This window comes from Sphingobacterium sp. NPDC055431, from assembly GCF_053644255.1.
Window position 1 is genome coordinate 1 of the sequence record NZ_JBSHLH010000033.1, and the last position, 19,669, is coordinate 19,669.

Consider the following 19,669-nt stretch of genomic DNA (forward strand, 5'->3'; position numbering starts at 1 on the left):
CAGCCTTTTGGTCAGCGCAGCTTTTTTTATGGTGCTCATGATATTCCACCTAGGAATACGGAACACAGAATCAGAAAAGTATACAAACAAGAAAAGGGATGTTTTAAAACACCCCTAAAATATTTTATAAAAAAAGCTTAGATTACGCTAATTTGTTAACGAATTTAGTCAACTTAGACTTGTTGTTAGAAGCTTTTTTCTTGTGGATAACATTCTTCTTTGCAAGACGATCAAGCATAGATACCACGCGTGGCAATAATTCTTTAGCTTCTTCTGCTGAAGTAGTGTTACGTAATTTCTTGATTGCGTTACGAGTAGTTTTCGCTTGGTAACGGTTTCTTAAACGCTTCGCAGCGTTAGCTCTAATTCTTTTGATCGACGATTTATGATTTGCCATTTCTCTTAGCTATATAATATTTTAAATCTTTTATACTTTATTTCGGACTGCAAAAATAGCACAGAAAATCTAATATTCAAAATCATTTTTAATTTTTCGAAATCATTATCTTTGCAAGATGCAAAAATTATCCATGGATCAGCTCAATCGAGTTGATGTTGAAACCTTTAAATCTCAAGAGAAAACTCCCTTGGTCATTGTTTTGGACAATGTGAGGAGCATGCACAATGTTGGCTCGGCCTTTCGTACTGCAGATGCCTTTGCTATCGATAAGATCGTTTTATGTGGTATTACTGCTACTCCACCGCATCGTGAAATTGAGAAAACAGCCTTGGGAGCAACCCAGTCCGTTACTTGGGAGTACGAAAAGGATAGTGTCGAAGCCATCAAAAAACTAAAAGCAGAAGGTTTTGAAGTTTATGCGATCGAACAAACCAACAATAGTGTCTCTTTAGAGACCTTTGAGCCTGTAACAAGCAAGAAGTATGCGGTAGTATTTGGCAATGAGGTGCATGGCGTGGAAGAGGATATCATTTCATTAGCCAATGGCACCTTAGAAATTCCTCAATTTGGAACAAAACATTCCTTCAATGTTTCTGTTACCATAGGTATAGTACTGTGGGATTTAATCAATAAAACCAAGTTTATTAAAAAATAACAAAATACCTACCTATCTGATTTTTAGAAGTCATATCAAAATAGTAGATTTGCGTTGCAAAAAATAAGACAAAATGAGTGTATTAGTAAATAAAGATTCCAAAGTAATCGTTCAAGGTTTTACCGGAAACGAAGGTACTTATCATGCGTCTCAAATGATTGAGTACGGTACAAACGTAGTAGGTGGTGTTACTCCTGGTAAAGGTGGCCAAACACACTTAGACCGCCCAGTATTCAACACAGTTCAAGATGCTGTTGATGCTACAGGTGCAAATGTTTCTATTATTTTTGTTCCACCTGCATTTGCTGCTGACGCTATCATGGAAGCTGCTGCTGCTGGTATTGCTTTAATTGTTTGTATTACCGAAGGTATTCCAACAAAAGACATGATTCAAGTAAAATCTTACTTGAGCGACAAAAACTCACGTTTAATCGGTCCTAACTGTCCTGGTATCATCACTGCTGAAGAAGCTAAGATCGGTATCATGCCAGGTTTCATCTTCAAAAAAGGTTCTGTAGGTGTTGTATCTAAATCAGGTACTTTAACTTACGAAGCAGTAGACCAAACTGTGAAAGCAGGATTAGGTATCACTACAGCAATCGGTATCGGTGGTGACCCAATCATTGGAACTACTACCAAAGAAGCTGTTGAATTGTTGATGAACGACCCTGAAACTAAAGGTATCATCATGATCGGTGAGATCGGTGGTGGTATGGAAGCTGAAGCTGCTCGTTGGATCAAGGAAAACGGAACTAAACCTGTTGTTGGTTTCATCGCTGGACAAACAGCGCCTCCAGGACGCCGTATGGGTCACGCTGGTGCTATCGTTGGTGGTGCAGATGATACTGCTGCTGCTAAGATGAAAATCATGGAAGAGTGCGGTATCCGTGTGGTTGAATCACCTGCTGAAATTGGAAAAGCAATTGCTGAAGAATTAGCTAAATAATTCTAACAGCGAAAATCATAAAGAAAGCCTGACTCAAATGAGCCAGGCTTTTTTATTAACTAAACAACGAAACTTAAGATTGTTCTGAAGGATCTTCTTCCTTTTCCTTTTTATCTTGCTGAGTACTTTCATAATGCTCAATCAATTGATTGAGTTCATTGAGATTGATATCAGACTTCAGATCTACAAACACTTGATCCTCATCGTCAGTGATGCCAAGCATTACACTTTTTATCCTATCCCCTTTTGTTTTTGTGTTGATGGAGATTTTTGAGCCGTCACTATAGATACTCATCAGCTCCTCGAAATCATTTTTCACCAGATAACTGTTGAATTTATCGGAAAGGTTGGAATTCCTTCCACCGCCTGAAACTGCCATCAATTTAATTTTCTTGATCTTTTTCAATGCCAGGGCTAGTGCAGGATCATCTTCACGCAATTCCCTGATCTTTCCACGGATAAATGTTTTCATCAGGATACCTGGAACATTGATTGATACAATTTCAGCATCAGCTGAGAGTTTAGTACCTTTTGCGAAATCCATGTTAGCACCCCTCTTGATCATGCAGCTCTGCATGCTGAAGAAAATAATAGCGGCACAAATAATTCCAATGTAGCGTTTCATAATGTTAGTGTTATTAAGGTTAGTTATCGTTATTGTTTACAAGGGCATTGATATCATCGTATTTTAAGGAACCGTCAAGGATCATAAAGACTGTTTCTTCGTCGGAGTTGATACTTAGCAAAAGGTTGTTCAGGAAATCACCTTCAACATTTTCAGCCAAGAACCGGATTTTGTCTCCATCAGAATTGATCACCAATAATTCTTCATATTTAAGGTTTCCAATGGCAGAACTAACTTCCTTTTGGATGGCAGAACCTGCGTTTTCAAAAACCAACATCTTGATGGAATTGATCTTGCTCAATAAGGGTTTGATGGTTTCCACATCGGCATCATTGATTTTCATTTTGTTCAACATCTTGAACATAGGTTTTCCAATCTTGATCGAAGTAACCCCTTTTTGTTCCTTATATTGCTCAAAGATTTGATCTAGCTTAGAGATCTGAGCCTGTGCCATGCTTGCCACAAATAGGCTGATTATTAACATGAACGTTTTCATAGTTTTCATTTTTTTAGATTTCAATTTTTAGATACTTAATGTTTTCAACACCCTCCATCCCTTTTTTCAGATTCGATGCCGCGAAATGTAGAGCTGTCTCAGTCACTTCAAGGGCTCTCTCTTCGTCATAGATCCTGACACCATTGACCTCCACATACAAATCCTCATCCGGACCGGGGTTTGTTTGCATAGTTTCTGGAACCTGCTCTTTTGACTTCCGTGTAGAGGCCAATTGCACGCTTTTTATAGGCTCCTTGCTTTCAACCTGGACACTCGGACCCTTCAACTCAACTAGCTCTGCAGGAGTGCTCTTTGGCGACTCCACGTTCAGAGCCTTAGGACTTTCATGTGATACAGCAACTTTATTGATTGCCTGATTATCCTTTTGATCATTGAATTGACGGATCAAGAAAAAACCCAACAGCAATGAAGCCGCGATGCTAGTCAGCATGATGATCTTTCGAGACAATGGAATAATTTTCTTCTCAGCTGGCATTTCTTTTTCGGCCAGATCCATAAAGCTCTCAAAATCCCAGTCCATCTTTTCCTCGGGTTTTCTGAGCATGGAAAAGAATTCTTCATCTTCCAATTCCTTCAGCCTACGTTCTTCCTCCAGGGAAGATTTTCCTTCCCAGTATTTAGCTCTCAGCTTATCCAATTCTTCTCTTTTCATATTCAAAAACCTTAGTTAAGTTTATTCTTATGCTGTTTCTAGCTCTTGATAAATTCACCCTGACTGCATTTTCTTCAAGTCCTGCCATCTCGGCGATGTCTACTATTTCATACTCTTCAATATCCCTTAAGTACATCACCAATCTTTGCTTTTCCGGCAATTCATCGATCATTTTCAAGATTAGCTCTTTGGTCATCGCTGGATACTTTTCTTTTTGAACATCTGCGGGCAATTGATTTAGATATTTCGCATGCCTTCCCAGTTTATCAATTTTGTTGCAAGCCAAATTCCTGACCATTTGCATGGCAAAAGCTTCAATACTTTTCAACTGTGTCAATTGACCCCTCTGCTCCCACAGTTTCAGCATCACCTCTTGTACCAGATCATAAGCGTCTTCCTGATGTTCCAGAAACCTATTTGCAAACCGGTAAAGCTTATCCTTCAGGACAAATACCGTATTTTTAAAGGTCTCTTGGTTCATCATTATTATTGCTTATTTATTAACAAGACAAACTACGCTGCCCTTCTATTACATCAAAAAATAAAAAAACTGAAAAATAACCATAAATCACTTATTTTCAGCAACAAAAAATGCCAGAAGAAATTCTCCTGGCATTTAATTCTTTTGAAATCTACCTATTTCTTTTCATCTGCCGAAGGTCCATACAAACCTGGTACAGGAATATCTAACAACCTTAGGTAAACACTTAACTGACCTCTATGATGGATCAAATGATTATTGATGACAAAGCGAAGAGCGCCTAGTTTTGGCATTTCGCCTACCACATAGGTATCCACCCTCATCGTCCATTTGCTGAACCAATCCTCCTCAGGAAATTCATCTAAAGTTTTTTCATTCCTTTTATAGCCTTCATCCAATGATTTCTTAAGTTCCTCCACACTGCTCGGGTGAAATGGTTTATAGTCTGTTGCTAGGTTAAAATCGTTCTTCGTCAAAGCATCAGAAACCCAGTTATGGAGCTCAACAATATGCCCTGCTAAATTGCCTAATGACATGGATTTTTCATGAGGTTTAAAAGACAAGTCCTCATCTTTCAATCGATCTAAGATCCTTCTTGTGTTATTGGTTTCGCGCTCCAATTCTACCAAAAATCCTTCTTTAATGCTCATATAAATAATGTATTAATGTTAACCTAAGTTATCAAAAAAAGTATAACTTTAACCTTATTAAACTAAATTAAAAAACCTATCCAAATGAAGAAATTATTAATTCTTTGTATCCTTTTCCTCCTATTGGGTATACAAAGCAAAGGTCAGGATGCCAATGCCGATTATGTAAAAACGCATTATGACAAAACCGAACAGTACATCACCATGAGAGATGGTACACGGCTGTTCACCTCAATCTACAGCCCTAAAGACAAGTCGAAGAAATATCCTATCATGCTGAACCGAACTCCTTATACCGTTGCCCCCTATGGCGAAGGGAAATTCAAGGCCAGTTTAGGGAATTTTCCAGAGATGATGAAGAATGGCTATATCTTCGTCTATCAAGATGTACGTGGTAAATGGATGAGTGAAGGTACTTTTGAAGACATTCGCCCAACTAAAACCAAAGAAAACAAACATACAATTGATGAAAGTACGGACACTTATGACACCATAGATTGGTTGGTCAAGAATTTAAAAGGCAACAATGGTAAAGTTGGGATATATGGTATCTCCTACCCTGGCTTTTATTCTACGGTTAGTTTGGTCGGCAGTCACCCTGCCTTAAAGGCGGTTTCTCCACAAGCTCCAGTTACAGACTGGTTCATCGGCGACGATTTTCATCATGGAGGAGCCCTGTTCTTGGCTGATGCATTCCGATTCATGTATTCCTTTGATGCCCCAAGACCAAAACCTATTACCAATGAAAATGGACCAAAAGGATTCCAATTACCATCAAAAGACCTTTACAAATTCTTCTTGGACAACCCAACCCTATCTGGATTAAAGAATGAATATTTAAGCCATACCGTTAAGTTCTGGGACAATTTGGCTAAGCACAGCACCCTAGACACATTCTGGGTAGCAAGAACTATCACCAATCACCTAAACGACGTTAAACCTGCTGTAATGGTGGTTGGCGGACTTTACGATGCAGAGGATACCTATGGCGCCTTTGAAACCTATAAGCAAATCGAAAAACGCAACAAAAAGAACAATTCCATTTTGGTCATGGGACCTTGGTTCCATGGCGGATGGGTTCGTGGAGAAGGTGATCATTTTGGAGACATCCGCTTTGGACAAAAAACAAGCTTGGACTACCAAAAGAAATTTGAAGCACCTTTCTTCGAATACTATCTAAAAGGTGAAGGTTCCTTCAATCCTGCTGAAGCCAATATCTTTTTCACAGGAGCCAATGAATGGAAGAATTTTGACCAATGGCCACCAAAGGATGCTCAAACAAGTGAACTTTTCCTGAATGCAAACGGAAAGATTTCAAAGGCAGCAGACGATCAAGCCGAATCCTTCGTGGAATATGTGAGTGATCCAAACAAACCTGTTCCTTTTCAAGAAGGGCTGATTGAAAACAGAACCAGGGAATATATGATCGCAGATCAACGTTTCGTGGCAAATCGCCCAGATGTAATTGTATTTGAGACTGAAACATTAACATCAGCTATCACCATGGCAGGTCCGGTTGTTGCAGACCTCAATGTATCCATGACGGGTACCGATGCAGACTTTATCGTTAAGATCATCGATGTATATCCAGACACTACTTCTGCAACATCTGCAGTGAACGAAAAGGTCGTAATGCCTAATTACCAAATGTTGGTAAGAGGAGAAATTTTACGCGGCAAGTTCCGTAATAGCTTCAGTAATCCAGAGGCATTCAAACCTAATGAAATCACGCCTGTGCGTGTTGTGCTTCCAGATGTAGCCCACACTTTCAAACCAGGCCACAAAATCATGGTGCAGATCCAACATACCTGGTTCCCATTAGCGGACAGAAATCCCAACCAATTTATGGATATCTACAAGGCTAAGGCTGAAGATTATATCAAGAACACCCATAAGTTATACTTTGACAAAAACCATCCAAGTAAAATCAAATTTGAAACTCTTGGAGATTTCAAGTTGTAAACTGGAAAACAATAGAAAGGGACGATTTAAATTCGTCCCTTTTTTATGTCTTTGAAATACCATTCACAATTATTTGCACATTTATTGTAACAAATAATCTTGGTCATATACTTACTATTTGAATTTACACTAAAACAATATGAAAAAACTCATTCTTACTGCAATGGCATTTATGATGACTATTGCCTTATTTGCCCAGAACAAAGAGACATTCCTTTGGAAAATTTCCGGAAACGGGTTAAAAAAGGATTCGTATGTCCTTGGAACCATTCACATGGCATGTGGTCCTGATTTCAAAATGGAAGACAAAATAAAAGAAGCCGTAAAAACAACTGACCGTATTGCCCTAGAACTAAATGCTAGCAATCCAGAAACTGTAAAATCATTACAGGCCCATATCGGACCAGTACCAGGTTTCTTTGACGGCTTGGCTCCAGAAAAGAAACAACTGATCGATAGCGTACTAACCGCCAAGAACCTATCTCCAGCGATGTTGGATCAGGTAGGCCCAGCGGTCCTTATTTCACTTTTATCCATGCAGGCGTTCGATTGTCAAGATCCTAGGGATATAAAATCCATGGAATTGGAATTGTTGAAATTGGAAGGAGCTGCTGGCAAACCAGTTGACGAATTGGAAACAGCAGAATTTCAGATCAATCTCATGAACGAATTCTTCAAGGCGGAAGACCTTTATACCTATTTGAGGGATTTAGATAAAATGAAGGAACAAACTAAACAATTGGTTTCAAAATACTTCAATAATGAAGTTGGGCAAGTGGAAGAGTTGTTATTTAAGACATCTTCAATGAGCCCTGAAAAAGAGGAAATGATGTTGACCAAAAGAAACCAAGAATGGATAAACAAAATGCCTGAAATGATGAACAACAACTCAACTTTCTTTGCAGTTGGTGCAGGTCATTTATTAGGCAAAAATGGTGTCATTCAATTATTGAAGGACAAAGGATATAAAGTGACCCCTGTTCTTTAATCCAACGAGATTACCCTAAAAAAGCAAAGCGCTGATCGAATTCGATCAGCGCTTAATAATCAATCTGTTGTTTATCTATGATTTGACGATGCGTTTTACTTCATCGAACTCATCCTGAATTTCCTGACTCACAGGTTTTGATAATAAGGAAACAATGACAATGGTCAAAAAGCTCAAAATAAAGCCAGGGATCATTTCATAAACCTCCTTATAGTTGTGCGGAACATATACCCACAATAAAACTACGGCACCTCCAACTAACATTCCAAGCAATCCTGCCATAGCTGTGGTCCTTTTCCACAACAGGGATAATAATACTATCGGTCCAAAAGCTGCTCCGAATCCAGCCCATGCATTTCCAACCAAATTCAAAATACTATCTTTCGGATTTAGGGATAATAAAAGAGCAATTACTGCAACGATCAAAACAGACAGCCTGCTGACTTGCAACATGGTCTTTGCGGATGCTTGCTTATTGAAAAAGGTCCTATAGATATCTTCCGTCATGGAACTTGAAGTCACCAATAATTGAGAAGAAATGGTACTCATAACTGCAGCCAAGATAGCAGACAGCAAGAATCCACCGATCAATGGATGGAACAACACTCTGGAGGTATAGATAAAGATGGTTTCAGCCATCTCTTTTGAACCATCAAATTTAGTCATGGTAGCCGTATCAAATTTGGCTAAATAGGCAATACCAAATAGACCTACCAACATAGCTCCTCCCACGGTAAAGATCATCCAGGTAATCCCGATATTTCTTGCTTTTGGAATGTCCTTAACGTTATCAATAGCCATAAAACGAACCAAGATATGCGGTTGACCAAAATAGCCTAAGCCCCAAGCAAGTAAGGAAACTATGGAAATAGTGGTTGTCCCTTTAAACAAATCAAGGTAATCTGAATTTTTAGTATCGATAATATTAAAGGTTTCACCCAATCCACCGATCTGGGTAACCATCACGATAGGCAATATCACAAGAGCCGTAACCATAATGGTACCTTGCACGAAGTCTGTTAAGCTCACAGCTAAGAAACCGCCCAAGAAGGTATATAGAACCACGACAAAGGTCGTTACATACAAACCAGTATAATAATCCATATTAAAGGCCGATTCAAATAAACGTCCTCCTGAAACCATACCTGCAGAGGTATAAAGTGTAAAGAACACTAGAATAAATACAGAAGATGCGATTTTTAGCAATTGGGTCTTATCATGAAACCTGTTTTCAAAGAAGACAGGGATGGTAATGGAATTCTTGGCAACCTCCGTGTAAACCCTCAACCTTGGCGCTACTAAAACATAATTTAGAAATGCTCCCGTTGTCAATCCAATGGCTATCCAAGAACTGGATAATCCAGCGGCATACATGGCGCCGGGCAATCCCATCAATAACCAACCACTCATATCCGCAGCACCAGCAGACAATGCTGTTACTGCAGCGCCCATTTTACGACCTCCAATTAAAAACTCTTCTGAGTTACTCGTTGATTTCTTCCAGGAATAAAGCCCTATCAGAACCATTAATAGCATATAAAGGCCAATGGAAATTAATTCGTATGTATTCATGTAATAATTTTAATTTGTAAAGATGCTATAAAATTGCTGGAATTTCCATTCCTTTTAAACGATTAGTTAAAATATTATCCGCTTTGGCATTAGATTTCCCTAACTCCTTCAACAATTTGATGCCGTCAACCTCGTAAGGATATATCCCAAGTGCTTCGTCCAGAAGACTTAATGCTTCGTCCGATTTGTTTTCTTTTAAATTGATCAAGGCCCGGCTAACTAAATCGGATGATTTATAAAACAAAGTGGTATTCGCTTTTAATTTCTGATGAAATACCTTAGCTTCCTCCAATCTATTATTATCAGCCAATAACCTTACTAACCTTTGGTTATATAGAGGCTCCAATCTGATCGGGTCACCACCTCTCACCATCAATTTGTCCAAGAACTCATTCAATTCCTTAGTTTTTCCCTGTTTGGCATAAACTTCAGCAAAAAGCAATTCAAACTCTGGTCTGTTTACTTGAGAAGCTTGCAAGGTACGATAGATCTGTTGTAGGTTTTTCAAGGCTTCATCATATTTTCCATTCGCAGTCAAAGCCTCAATATGTTGCGTACGGATCAAATAATTCTGTGGTTTCTGGGCCGCCAAATGTGATAGAACAGCAATCTCCTCCTCATATCCCAGCAATGATTTCTGCCAGGCTTTGAAAGTCTTGGAATCATCTTTTCTATCTCTTAAATAAGTGGATATTTCCGAACCATTTTTCACATATTCATCCGCTACGTCCATGGCTTGCTTCAACATTCCGCGTTGGAAATAGAAATTCCTCAAGATTCCGGAGTTTTTAGCTTTCTCCATATAATCAACCTCGATATCATAGGCCTTTTTGAGCAAGGCTGCCTGGGCAGCTAAGTTATTAGTTTGAGTGGCCATAAGGATGTTCCCCTCAATCGAATATATAGGAGCATAATTGGCATCGATCGCCTTTGCCGCTTTCAATCGATTTGAAGCTTCATCATATTTACCTTCCGACAACAAATAATCTGCATAATCAACAAAAGCGGGTAAATATTGCTGATCATATTGTAGAGCCGTATCCAAGTAAGCATAAGCCTCCTTCAAGTCATTCTTCGCAGAATTTCTTGCCAGATTCACATAAACTTCTGACCAATTTGATGCCATGGCCTGTTTATCACCTGCCAAATATGCTTTTTCCTTGCTGATCATATCATCCAAAAAAGCATACATCTTGGGATCCTTGGTTTTCAGGTCGTTCAAGGTATTCATCGATTTAAAATCCAAGGGATGAACTTTAACCTTTTCAAAATAGGCTGGATAGGTCTGAGCTAAATATTCAGATTCATTGTTCTGCGAATAATAATCAAGGGTAAGGCCATTTTCCATGGCATTATAATAAAGCTCACGGATCTTTCTGTTCTGTTTATCCGTCAATACCTGTCCATGGAAAAGATGTACATATTCATGTAGGATTACGTTTCTTTCCTGAAAGGCACCACGTTCCACGTATTCAATGGCCGCTGCTCCAGAACCTACCCCACGGATATCCATCCACTGACGGTTGTCAAACGTTGAATTAAACCTGAAATAAGGGGCTTTCATAGCTAAGGCCAAGTCGATGTGCAAGGGCGGTACAACAAATACACGATGCTGTTTTACCAGAAAAGGAAAATATACCGTAGAGGTATATAATTGATTCCAAGCCATACCTTTCGCAACATGACCAGGGTAATAGGCGAGATCAGGAAATACTTCCAGGAAATCGTCCATGTTGCTAATCTTAGGATTCTTTATTGCCGCACTTATACTTGGATAAGTATTTAGGTAAGGAATTCTCTTTGATTTGATTACTGCTGCCAAACCATTGTGCGCCGGTCCATAATGATGCTTTTCTTTTAAGATATTTAAGAAAATCTGCTCCGCTTTATCTAACCTCTGTTCTCGATCAGTAGCATCAAAATCACCATACAGCAGGGATGCTTTATGCATCTCCGGTAATACAGAATTTGGATGCGCTTTTACTATTTGATCCACCTTTTCAAGTGCCGCCTCAATTTTATTAGCAGTAAACAATTCATCGGCAGTTTCCAGCTCTTGTCTGATTGTTTTTTCATTTTCATCTACATAATCGGCATAGGTCAAATTGGTATGACCATTTCCCAGATGCCAATGCGACTGAAAATGCAATGGATTGAGCGCTAATGCAATTTCCCATTGGGCAACCATATCTCCTAATTGAGTGGCATCAATTCTCCTCCAAATAGCATATCCATAATAAAATCTGGCATCAGCGTTCAGCGGGTTTAACTTGAGCCCTTTTACCAAAACCTCTTCCGCATCCTTTGGTTTTTGATCCCAGAAGAAAACATCAGCTTTCAAAAAATACCCAGCCGCAAGGTTAGGCATTTTTTCAATAAGGCTATTGGCTAACGCTAAAGCTTCAGGGTACTTTTTCTGCAGCATCAAAGCTCTACCCAAAACCAGGTTTGTTTCGATGTCATTAGGATGCTTTTGCAATAGCGCTTTACTCATATGCTCAGCAGTTTCCAGTTCCCAAGCTTCAATTTTTAGAATGGCAAAGGCACGTTGTACTTTCAGGTCCGCCTGATCCTTTTTACTTAATTTTAAAAGATCCTTTTCTGCAGACTTGAAATCATTGTTAAGCCAATGGTATTTAAATTTTAAAACAGCTGCTTCTTGCGCATTGATATTTTTTCCAACTATTAACTCTTGATTCACCAAGTTCCATTCTCCGAGATCCAAGAGCTGATTTAAGGTAGCATATTTAGTTTTAGAACTTGAATGGAGTTCCTTAATGCACCTTGCTTTCTCTTGGTCAAGGAAGGTCCTGACCGCTTTCGTGTCATTGATGTAGTCTTGGGCATGTACAGAATTTACACTGACAAATAGAATAAGAATTAACCGTTTTAATAGCATAGTATGAGTGAAATAAATAGAAGCCAGCCCGAAGGGAAAGGCTGGCTCCGTTTAAAAAAAACACTAGTATTTAGCTGGTTGATCAGCTGCTGGTAAAGATTTTTTAATGAATTGACGAATATCTTCGTTCGCTTTGATTAGATCTTCTTTACGTAAGTACATCATGTGACCACTTCTGTATCCAATCCAGTTCATTCTTGATTTTAATTTACCGGAAGGATCCATTTGCCACATATTATATTTAGCATTGAAATAATCACAGGCAGCATCATAGTAACCTGACTGCACCATTAAATGCAAGTAAGGGTTAGCTGCCATCGCTTGTCTTAGGTTATAACCTGTATTATCATTGTTTCTGTCCCAAGGATGAACAGGTCCGAACATATTATATTTTACGTCTGCTTTATAGTTTAGTTCATTGGTATAATAATAATTAATGGCCGGAGTAAATGAATGTAACCATGATGTAATTTCCGAATTATAATCTGGGCGTTCCCCACCATCACGGAAGTCAATTCCAATATATCTGGAATCCAAGCGACCTACAGTTTTACCTTGATCACGTAATAACTCTTTCCAGTATAATGCAGTTGGGATATCCAAATTATTCTGTGTAATTACAGTTTCAGACAATCCAGAATATTTGGAATACTGCTTGATAATTTCGGATTTTTCTGCTGCACTAATACTTGATCCTTTCGCTATCGCTGGTAAAAGCTTTTCAATAGTGAACTTCTCTACCTCTGGAAGAAACTCTTCTAAATCTCTGTTTTGCAACTCAGGACCTAGTTTTTTATGATACCAAGCTGTAGCAGAATAATAAGGTAGAAAGTTAGCTTTTTCAACAGCACCTTCTCTCTTAATACCTAATTCAGTTGGGGATACCAAAATTACCCCATTTAGGTACATCCATTGCGAATTTTGTAATTCCAAAGCTAATCCAGAAACACGGGTGGTACCATAACTTTCACCAATTAAATATTTTGGAGATGCCCAACGGTTATTTCTAGTCACAAAGGTATTGATCCATTCCGCAAGATATTTGATATCGGCATTGGTACCAAAGAAAAGAGAACGATCAGCTTTTTCATCTAAAATACGGGAATAACCGGTATTGATCGGATCAATGTACACGATATCGGCCACATCCAAGATTGAATATGGGTTTTCCTTAACACCATATGGCTGTAATGGATAGCCTTCATCATCTATGTTTAAAATCCTAGGACCTGTGTATGCTAAGTGCATCCAAACTGAACCTGAACCAGGACCACCGTTGAAGGAAATTACCAAAGGTCTCTTTGCACGGTTACTGATATCATCACGGGTGTAATAGGTGAAGTGTACAGTCGCTAAAACATTGCCTTTTTGATCCCAAACGGGTTGTGTTCCGGTCTTTGCTGTATAGCCAAATTTCTGTCCATTTGCAGTAACACTGTGTTTTGTAACAATTGTGCTATCTGCTAATGGCATTCGTTGAGCCTGTACAGCAATCGCCATAATTAGTGCTGATAATATTAAAATGTATCTTTTCATTGTGTTTATATTGTTGATAATTGATTACAATTGAAATTTATAAATTATTGTCTTGTATCCCAAAATACTCTTTCCAGCATACTTGCTTTCTGCTTGATATTTGGGTTATTGTTTGCTTCAGATTGCGCGTACAATAATGACCTCGGAACTTCATCATAAATTGCAGTTGGTTTTTTCAAAGGTGTCAATGCAGGGTATCCAGTTCTTCTATAATCGGCCCATGGCTCACCTACTACTCCAAAATTGGCAATGTACTTTTCGGTAATGATCTGCTCCAGTTTTTGCTGATTGGTTCCTGCCAAAGTTCCCTTGCTAGCCATATAGGTAGCCAAACTTGCCGCTGGTAATTTACTGTCGTCAAATGAAGCTTTGATCCCTGCGGCATAGAAGGTTTGCGCCTGTGCTGCTGCTCCGTTCATCAATGCTGCCTCGGCACGGATAAAATTATACTCCGCAAAGGTCAACAATCGAGCTGGGGCTTCTCCACCGTATGCAATAGCTCCTGTTTGCAATGCACCTTTGGAATCTACCATGCTAGAATTGAAGGAGGTCACATTTCCATATAAATACTCATGTAATCTGGAATACTCACTGGAAATATTCGCATCCATTACACTGGAACCTTTATAGGTTTTTGGATTCGAAAAATATGGGAATGGAGTAAAGTACCTCTCTCTACGCGGATCTTGATTGCTGTTCATCAGATCAACGATATAGCGATTAGGCAAGAACTGATTCCGGAACTGACCCGATTCGATACTGTAAATCGGATTCTGACGTTGGGGAGAATTTAAGAAGTTCATAATGAATCCATCCTCATTGCTAGCAAAGAATTTTGCGCCTGAATTGATCAGCTCATTCATCTTGGTTTTGGAGAAGTTAGGATCTTTTGCTGAATAATGCAGGTAAATTCTCAATTTTAAGGTGTTTCCAAATTTCTCCCATTTTTCCTTGGATGCTGCCCAGCTGTTTGAAGCATAAATGGAAGTAAACGAATTTGGAGAAAGAACAGATGTCCCGGCATTGATATCTGCAATTCCTTCATCGATTAAACGGATCAAATCTTTATAGATCAATTCATCATCGTCTACCTCTGGTTTTAAGTTCTCTTCAAACATTGAAGCATTAAAATAAGGAACATCTCCCCAGGCATCTACTGTTACTTGATATACATAAGCTTTCAAAAGTTTTGCTACGCCCGCATAATGTGGACTCCCCTCTTCGGTAGCCTGTTTGATCAAGACAGATATATCACTTAATGTAGTTCCGAAAATGGTTACCCATTCTCCATTCATATCTGAATCGTTAATATTATATCTTTCTGACTCCTTAAAGGCCACGTGGCCTTGAACTGGTCCTTGACCACTAAACTGTTGAACAAATAAATTTCCAACGCGCATTACATCACTAGCTCCAAAGAAACCGACATTTACGGTAACTGAAGGCAGTAGTTGATTAATCCCAACTTTTGTTACGTTATTAGGATCGTCATTTACATCTAAAAATGAACTACATGAGCTTACTCCTAATAATGTTGCGACTGTTAATAAACTAAATATCTTTTTCATGTTGTTTCAATTTTACAAGCTAAACCTTACACTTCCACCAATCGTTCTAGGTGTAGGACTGAATCCAAACTCCAATCCCCTCGCATTACTGATACCTAACAAGTTTTGTTCTGGATCTAGGTGTGGGAAATTTGGAGCATAGGTAAACAAGTTCCGACCATAAACCGAAATATTTACTCCTTTAATAAAGTTCTGTCCTTCCAACCATTTTGTTGGCAACTTATAGGAAAGATTAGCCTCTCTTAATTTTACAAAGGTTGCATCCAATACATACCCTTCCCAGGCTACATATTTACCTTGTAAGCTATAGTATTGTTGAGCCGAAACGTGAGTGGTATTTGCTGAACCATCTTCATAAACACCTTCGAATAGATATGGCTTATTCACATTACCGGAAGCATCAATACGTTCATATTCCGCTGTTTCTTCTGCCACACCTTGGATTCTTAAATCTCCAATGGTTCTTGACATCACATCGCCTTTATATTTAAAGTCAACCAAGAAAGATAAGGTCAAGTCTTTATAGTTAAAGTCATTGGTCCATCCCAAATTGAATTTAGGGTTAGGATTTCCTACCTTTTGAACATTGGTTGTTGGCTTAGGCAATCCATTGGCATTGATGATCATTCTACCTTGGTCATCCCTTTGATAGCCATTTGACCAGATCTGTCCATATTCCTGTCCTGCTACCAATCTAATATTTGGAGAGGTAAATCCACCAATGGAGATATTGCTTACTCCCGGTGCCAATTCCTCAACAATGGATTTGAATTTTGTAAAGTTTAGACCTGATCTCCAAGTGAAGTTCTCCTTTTGCACAGGCACTAAGTTCAACATCAATTCTACACCTTTGGTCGATAAACTACCAGCATTGGTTACCATCGAGGTATAACCCGATGAAGACGGAGCAGGTACGGCAAAGATTAAGTTACGGGTATCTCTTTCGTATACTGACCCCTCAAAACTAACCCTACCGTTGTAAAATGATAAATCTAATCCCAATTCATACTCTCTCGTAAATTCTGGTCTTAATTCTTTATTCCCAGCACTATTATTCAAGGTATAACCAGCTAAGCCATTAAATGGAAAGCTTACCAAGGTTGAAACGAAACCATCAGAAGCACTTGCTCTACCAAAATAGGTATTGGTAGCATACGGTTCTGTTCCTTTACCTACTTCACCTACGTTTGCACGTACTTTAGCCATGGTCAGAACATTCGATTTCAAACTTGGGAATGCCTCTGTCAACACTAAACTCACTGCTGCTGCTGGATAAAAGATGGAACGGTTTCCTTTTGATAGGGTAGATGAAAAGTCATTCCTTGCCTTTACGTTCAAGGATAAATAGGATTTATAATCCATCACCACATCCGCAAATACCCCTACTTGTCTGTTCTGATTGATGTTTCCTGAAGTATTATAGGTCAAGAAATTACTTTGGTTATCAAAATCTGGCAATACAATACCTAAACCAGTAGACTGTAAAGTATTTCTATTGTTTGCAATCATTTCATTACCCACCGTAGCGATCAAATTCCAGTTATCAAAAACCTTCTTATTTGCCGTTAAGGTAAAATAGGAGTTGATATTTTTCATTGACACATTACGGTCTTGAACACCACCGGCTCCAGCTGAGCTCGTATTACCATTACTGCGGATACCTTTATTATCAAAGCCTTTGGATACCATACTGAAAACATCGGCACCCACTTTTAAATCGGCTGTTAACCATTCAAGAAAATCATATTTCAGGTTGATGTTACCATAGAAACGATTAACCTCATTGTTATTTCTAACATTTTCGATCGACCAGTATGGATGATCCTCTGGCGCAAACCATAATTGGTTTCCTTCCGCATTTTTAAATGGTAAATTGGTCAAATCATAACTTCTTGGTGTATAGATACCTCTCCAAAGCGGATTGGCACCTTGGTTACCAGCCTGAGTTCGATCGGAAACGTTATTTACATAAGAAAATGAAGTACCTACTTTAAATTTCTCGGTAAGATCCGTTGAAGCATTGACAGAAATGTTATTTCTGGTTAGCTTATTACTAGGTATTAGACCAGTTTCAACGGTATAACCGTAGGATACGCGATAATCATATTTTTCGCCAGAACCCGTAAAGCTTAAATCGTTTACAGAACTTACAGAATTTTGTAAGATATCACTGATATTATCAGGATAGGCCTGTAGATTTTCTTTCTCACCAAACCAGTTGGTTACCTCTTGTCCAGCTATTTTTGGTCCCCAAGAACCCGTTACAGAGTTATTATAAATTCCGTTACTACCTTGCGCATATTCATTTTGAAAGGCTGGCATTCTGGAAACAATCCCAACACCTGTGTTGGTACCAACAGAAATTTGATTCTTAACTCCTTTCTTAGCCTTCTTGGTAGTAATCAAAATTACTCCGGAAGCAGCTCTCGAACCATAAAGAACGGTAGCGGCAGCACCCTTCAGAACGCTCATGGATTCGATATCCTGAGGGTTGATATCCGAAATACGACTAGAATTGATAACACCGGAGTTACCTGAGTTACCACCACCAGAATTATCCAAAGGAATACCATCTACCACATATAAGGGTTGGTTACTTCCTGTGAAAGTAGAGAAACCTCTAATCGTAATATTAGAACCTCCAAATCCACCACCTGCACCGCTAACTTGTACACCTGATAATCTACCAGCAAGTGCATTGGTCACATCTGGAGTAGGAGCTTTGGAAAGCTCATCAGCTTTAACTTCTGCTACCCCATATCCCAAAGTCTTACGATCACGTTTAATACCAAATGAGGTAACCACAACCTCTTCAATATTGGTGGATGAATTTTCTATCAATACAATCTTCATCTGTGAAGCTGTGTTGATTGGCACTTCCTTCGTTTCATAACTCATATGACTGATGACCAAGATCCCTTTTGCTTTCCCCGTTTGAAAAGAGAATTTACCTTCCTCATCAGACTTTGCACCTTCATTAGTGCCTTTAACCAAAATAGAAGCATTTGAAACTGGAGCACCTTGCTCATCCACTAACTGTCCCCTGACGGTAACCTGTTGCGGCAATTCAAAAGAATAATCCAGATTCGATTCTATTTTATCTGTTTTCCAAAGATAGTGAGGTGTGGCCTCAGCTTGCGCCATGAACAATATTGAACTCGAACAAAGTACAAGTTTTAAAAATTTCATAGGCTTTAGGTAATTTATGTTTGGAACGTCATTAGGTTTATTCCATCTCATAATTTAAGTTTTTATATAAATTGTTATTAGTAAATTATTGTTTTAATTATTATGCAACTAAAAGCAGCTAAGGTGGCAATGATTTGTTTTCCATAAACATCATAAAATAGGTTAATTCAATAAGCTTAATATTATATAATAGGTCTCCACACCTATCTGATTAATTAAATTGAAATGTCGGCAAAGTGAAATTTTGGCTTATCGGCTAATTATTGAATCCAAGATATAAAAAAAAATAATCCATAAAATAGTCGAGATAAAGATATTTTGGAAGTTGAATAGATAAGTAAACGAATGGACAAAATAGGTTTATAACCAAAATTAAATTACGTCACAAACTTGCTATAATCTATCAAAAACGTAGATTTATTATCCATTTCCGGTAAAAGCAAGGAGGTGTATGGCCAAAACCATACATTTATTGAAAAATGTTAAATATTGGACAACCCTTGAAAATTAAAATTATATAACTAATATTAACCCTAGGATTTATTAAATTCTAAAAAGCATTCAGTAAAAGTTCCTGTGATTCATTTTCCTAATAGAATAATATAAAAGTAGCGGAAAGATAGAAGGTTTTTGGAAGGAAGGATAGGTTTGCATCAGGATGGGTTGGATTTGAACCAGGATGCAAAGGATGAGAGGATGGACCAAGAACTGGGAACGGACCAGGATTTATGGGATGGGAGGATATTCCAGGACCATGATTACAATATCCCACGAGGATGGCCCTAATACCGTATTTGCGCAACACAATGCGCCCTAAGCTGACCTTGAGCGTGATGGACAATATCCCGCCCTGAACGGCCCCGGTACCGTATTGGCGTATGGCATACCCGCCGGCATGCCCTTCCCTGCTGCACGGATATATACATATAGAATACCCCTAAAAACAGAAAGCCCGCTGTCTGTTGACAGCGGGCTCCCGTATAAAATTAGGCACCGACCTACTCTCCCACCTGTTACGGCAATACCATC

General features: G+C 38.8%; 16 protein-coding genes. 5 read left to right on the forward strand and 11 right to left on the reverse strand.

What is annotated here, in order from left to right:
* Positions 1-142: 142 nt before the first annotated feature.
* On the reverse strand, positions 143-397 hold the full coding sequence (rpsT, locus tag ACWIB3_RS18225; RefSeq protein ID WP_093098462.1) for a 30S ribosomal protein S20: 255 nt from the start codon (positions 395-397) through the stop codon (positions 143-145).
* Positions 398-515: 118 nt separating this feature from the next.
* On the opposite strand from rpsT, the gene ACWIB3_RS18230 reads away from it, so the two are divergent.
* Complete coding sequence (locus tag ACWIB3_RS18230) at positions 516-1,055, forward strand: RNA methyltransferase (protein WP_185214291.1); 540 nt, start codon at positions 516-518, stop codon at positions 1,053-1,055.
* Between the two features lie 73 nt (positions 1,056-1,128).
* Positions 1,129-2,001: a succinate--CoA ligase subunit alpha gene (gene sucD, locus ACWIB3_RS18235; RefSeq protein WP_093098465.1), complete on the forward strand. Its 873-nt coding sequence runs from the start codon at positions 1,129-1,131 to the stop codon at positions 1,999-2,001.
* A 73-nt stretch (positions 2,002-2,074) separates the two neighbouring features.
* Here the strand turns inward: sucD and ACWIB3_RS18240 are convergent, their stop codons facing one another.
* From ACWIB3_RS18240 to ACWIB3_RS18260, 5 genes are all read right to left on the reverse strand, one after another.
* Positions 2,075-2,626 (reverse strand): DUF4252 domain-containing protein, encoded by a 552-nt coding sequence (locus ACWIB3_RS18240; RefSeq protein ID WP_454292332.1) that lies wholly within the window; start codon positions 2,624-2,626, stop codon positions 2,075-2,077.
* Between the two features lie 19 nt (positions 2,627-2,645).
* A complete protein-coding gene (locus tag ACWIB3_RS18245) occupies positions 2,646-3,122 on the reverse strand; it encodes a DUF4252 domain-containing protein (protein ID WP_185214289.1) in 477 nt (158 codons plus the stop codon).
* Between the two features lie 13 nt (positions 3,123-3,135).
* On the reverse strand, positions 3,136-3,795 hold the full coding sequence (locus tag ACWIB3_RS18250) for a hypothetical protein (protein ID WP_454292333.1): 660 nt from the start codon (positions 3,793-3,795) through the stop codon (positions 3,136-3,138).
* Positions 3,773-4,279, reverse strand: a complete 507-nt coding sequence (locus ACWIB3_RS18255) for an RNA polymerase sigma factor (protein ID WP_454292334.1) — start codon at positions 4,277-4,279, stop codon at positions 3,773-3,775. Before ACWIB3_RS18255 ends, ACWIB3_RS18250 begins: the two co-directional genes overlap by 23 nt.
* Positions 4,280-4,431: 152 nt before the next feature.
* Positions 4,432-4,926: a DinB family protein gene (locus ACWIB3_RS18260; protein WP_254530219.1), complete on the reverse strand. Its 495-nt coding sequence runs from the start codon at positions 4,924-4,926 to the stop codon at positions 4,432-4,434.
* 84 nt (positions 4,927-5,010) lie between these two features.
* Between ACWIB3_RS18260 and ACWIB3_RS18265 the strand changes: the two genes are divergently transcribed.
* Both ACWIB3_RS18265 and ACWIB3_RS18270 read left to right on the forward strand, forming a co-directional pair.
* Positions 5,011-6,888: a CocE/NonD family hydrolase gene (locus ACWIB3_RS18265; protein WP_454292335.1), complete on the forward strand. Its 1,878-nt coding sequence runs from the start codon at positions 5,011-5,013 to the stop codon at positions 6,886-6,888.
* 139 nt (positions 6,889-7,027) lie between these two features.
* Positions 7,028-7,876, forward strand: a complete 849-nt coding sequence (locus tag ACWIB3_RS18270) for a TraB/GumN family protein (RefSeq protein ID WP_185214285.1) — start codon at positions 7,028-7,030, stop codon at positions 7,874-7,876.
* A gap of 75 nt (positions 7,877-7,951) precedes the next feature.
* Here the strand turns inward: ACWIB3_RS18270 and putP are convergent, their stop codons facing one another.
* From putP to ACWIB3_RS18295, 5 genes are all read right to left on the reverse strand, one after another.
* Entirely contained in the window at positions 7,952-9,448 is a 1,497-nt protein-coding gene (gene putP, locus ACWIB3_RS18275) for a sodium/proline symporter PutP (RefSeq protein WP_313261111.1), read from the reverse strand.
* Between the two features lie 25 nt (positions 9,449-9,473).
* Complete coding sequence (locus ACWIB3_RS18280; RefSeq protein ID WP_454292336.1) at positions 9,474-12,347, reverse strand: tetratricopeptide repeat protein; 2,874 nt, start codon at positions 12,345-12,347, stop codon at positions 9,474-9,476.
* Between the two features lie 63 nt (positions 12,348-12,410).
* Complete coding sequence (locus tag ACWIB3_RS18285; protein ID WP_454292337.1) at positions 12,411-13,883, reverse strand: S10 family peptidase; 1,473 nt, start codon at positions 13,881-13,883, stop codon at positions 12,411-12,413.
* 44 nt (positions 13,884-13,927) lie between these two features.
* The gene (locus ACWIB3_RS18290) at positions 13,928-15,451 is read right to left on the reverse strand and encodes a SusD/RagB family nutrient-binding outer membrane lipoprotein (protein WP_454292338.1); all 1,524 of its coding nucleotides are present in this window, start codon (positions 15,449-15,451) and stop codon (positions 13,928-13,930) included.
* A gap of 12 nt (positions 15,452-15,463) precedes the next feature.
* Entirely contained in the window at positions 15,464-18,640 is a 3,177-nt protein-coding gene (locus ACWIB3_RS18295; protein ID WP_454292339.1) for a SusC/RagA family TonB-linked outer membrane protein, read from the reverse strand.
* Between the two features lie 630 nt (positions 18,641-19,270).
* On the opposite strand from ACWIB3_RS18295, the gene ACWIB3_RS18300 reads away from it, so the two are divergent.
* Positions 19,271-19,426 carry a hypothetical protein gene (locus ACWIB3_RS18300; protein WP_454292340.1) on the forward strand — a complete coding sequence of 52 codons (156 nt, stop codon included), beginning with the start codon at positions 19,271-19,273 and terminating at the stop codon, positions 19,424-19,426.
* Positions 19,427-19,669 lie beyond the last annotated feature (243 nt).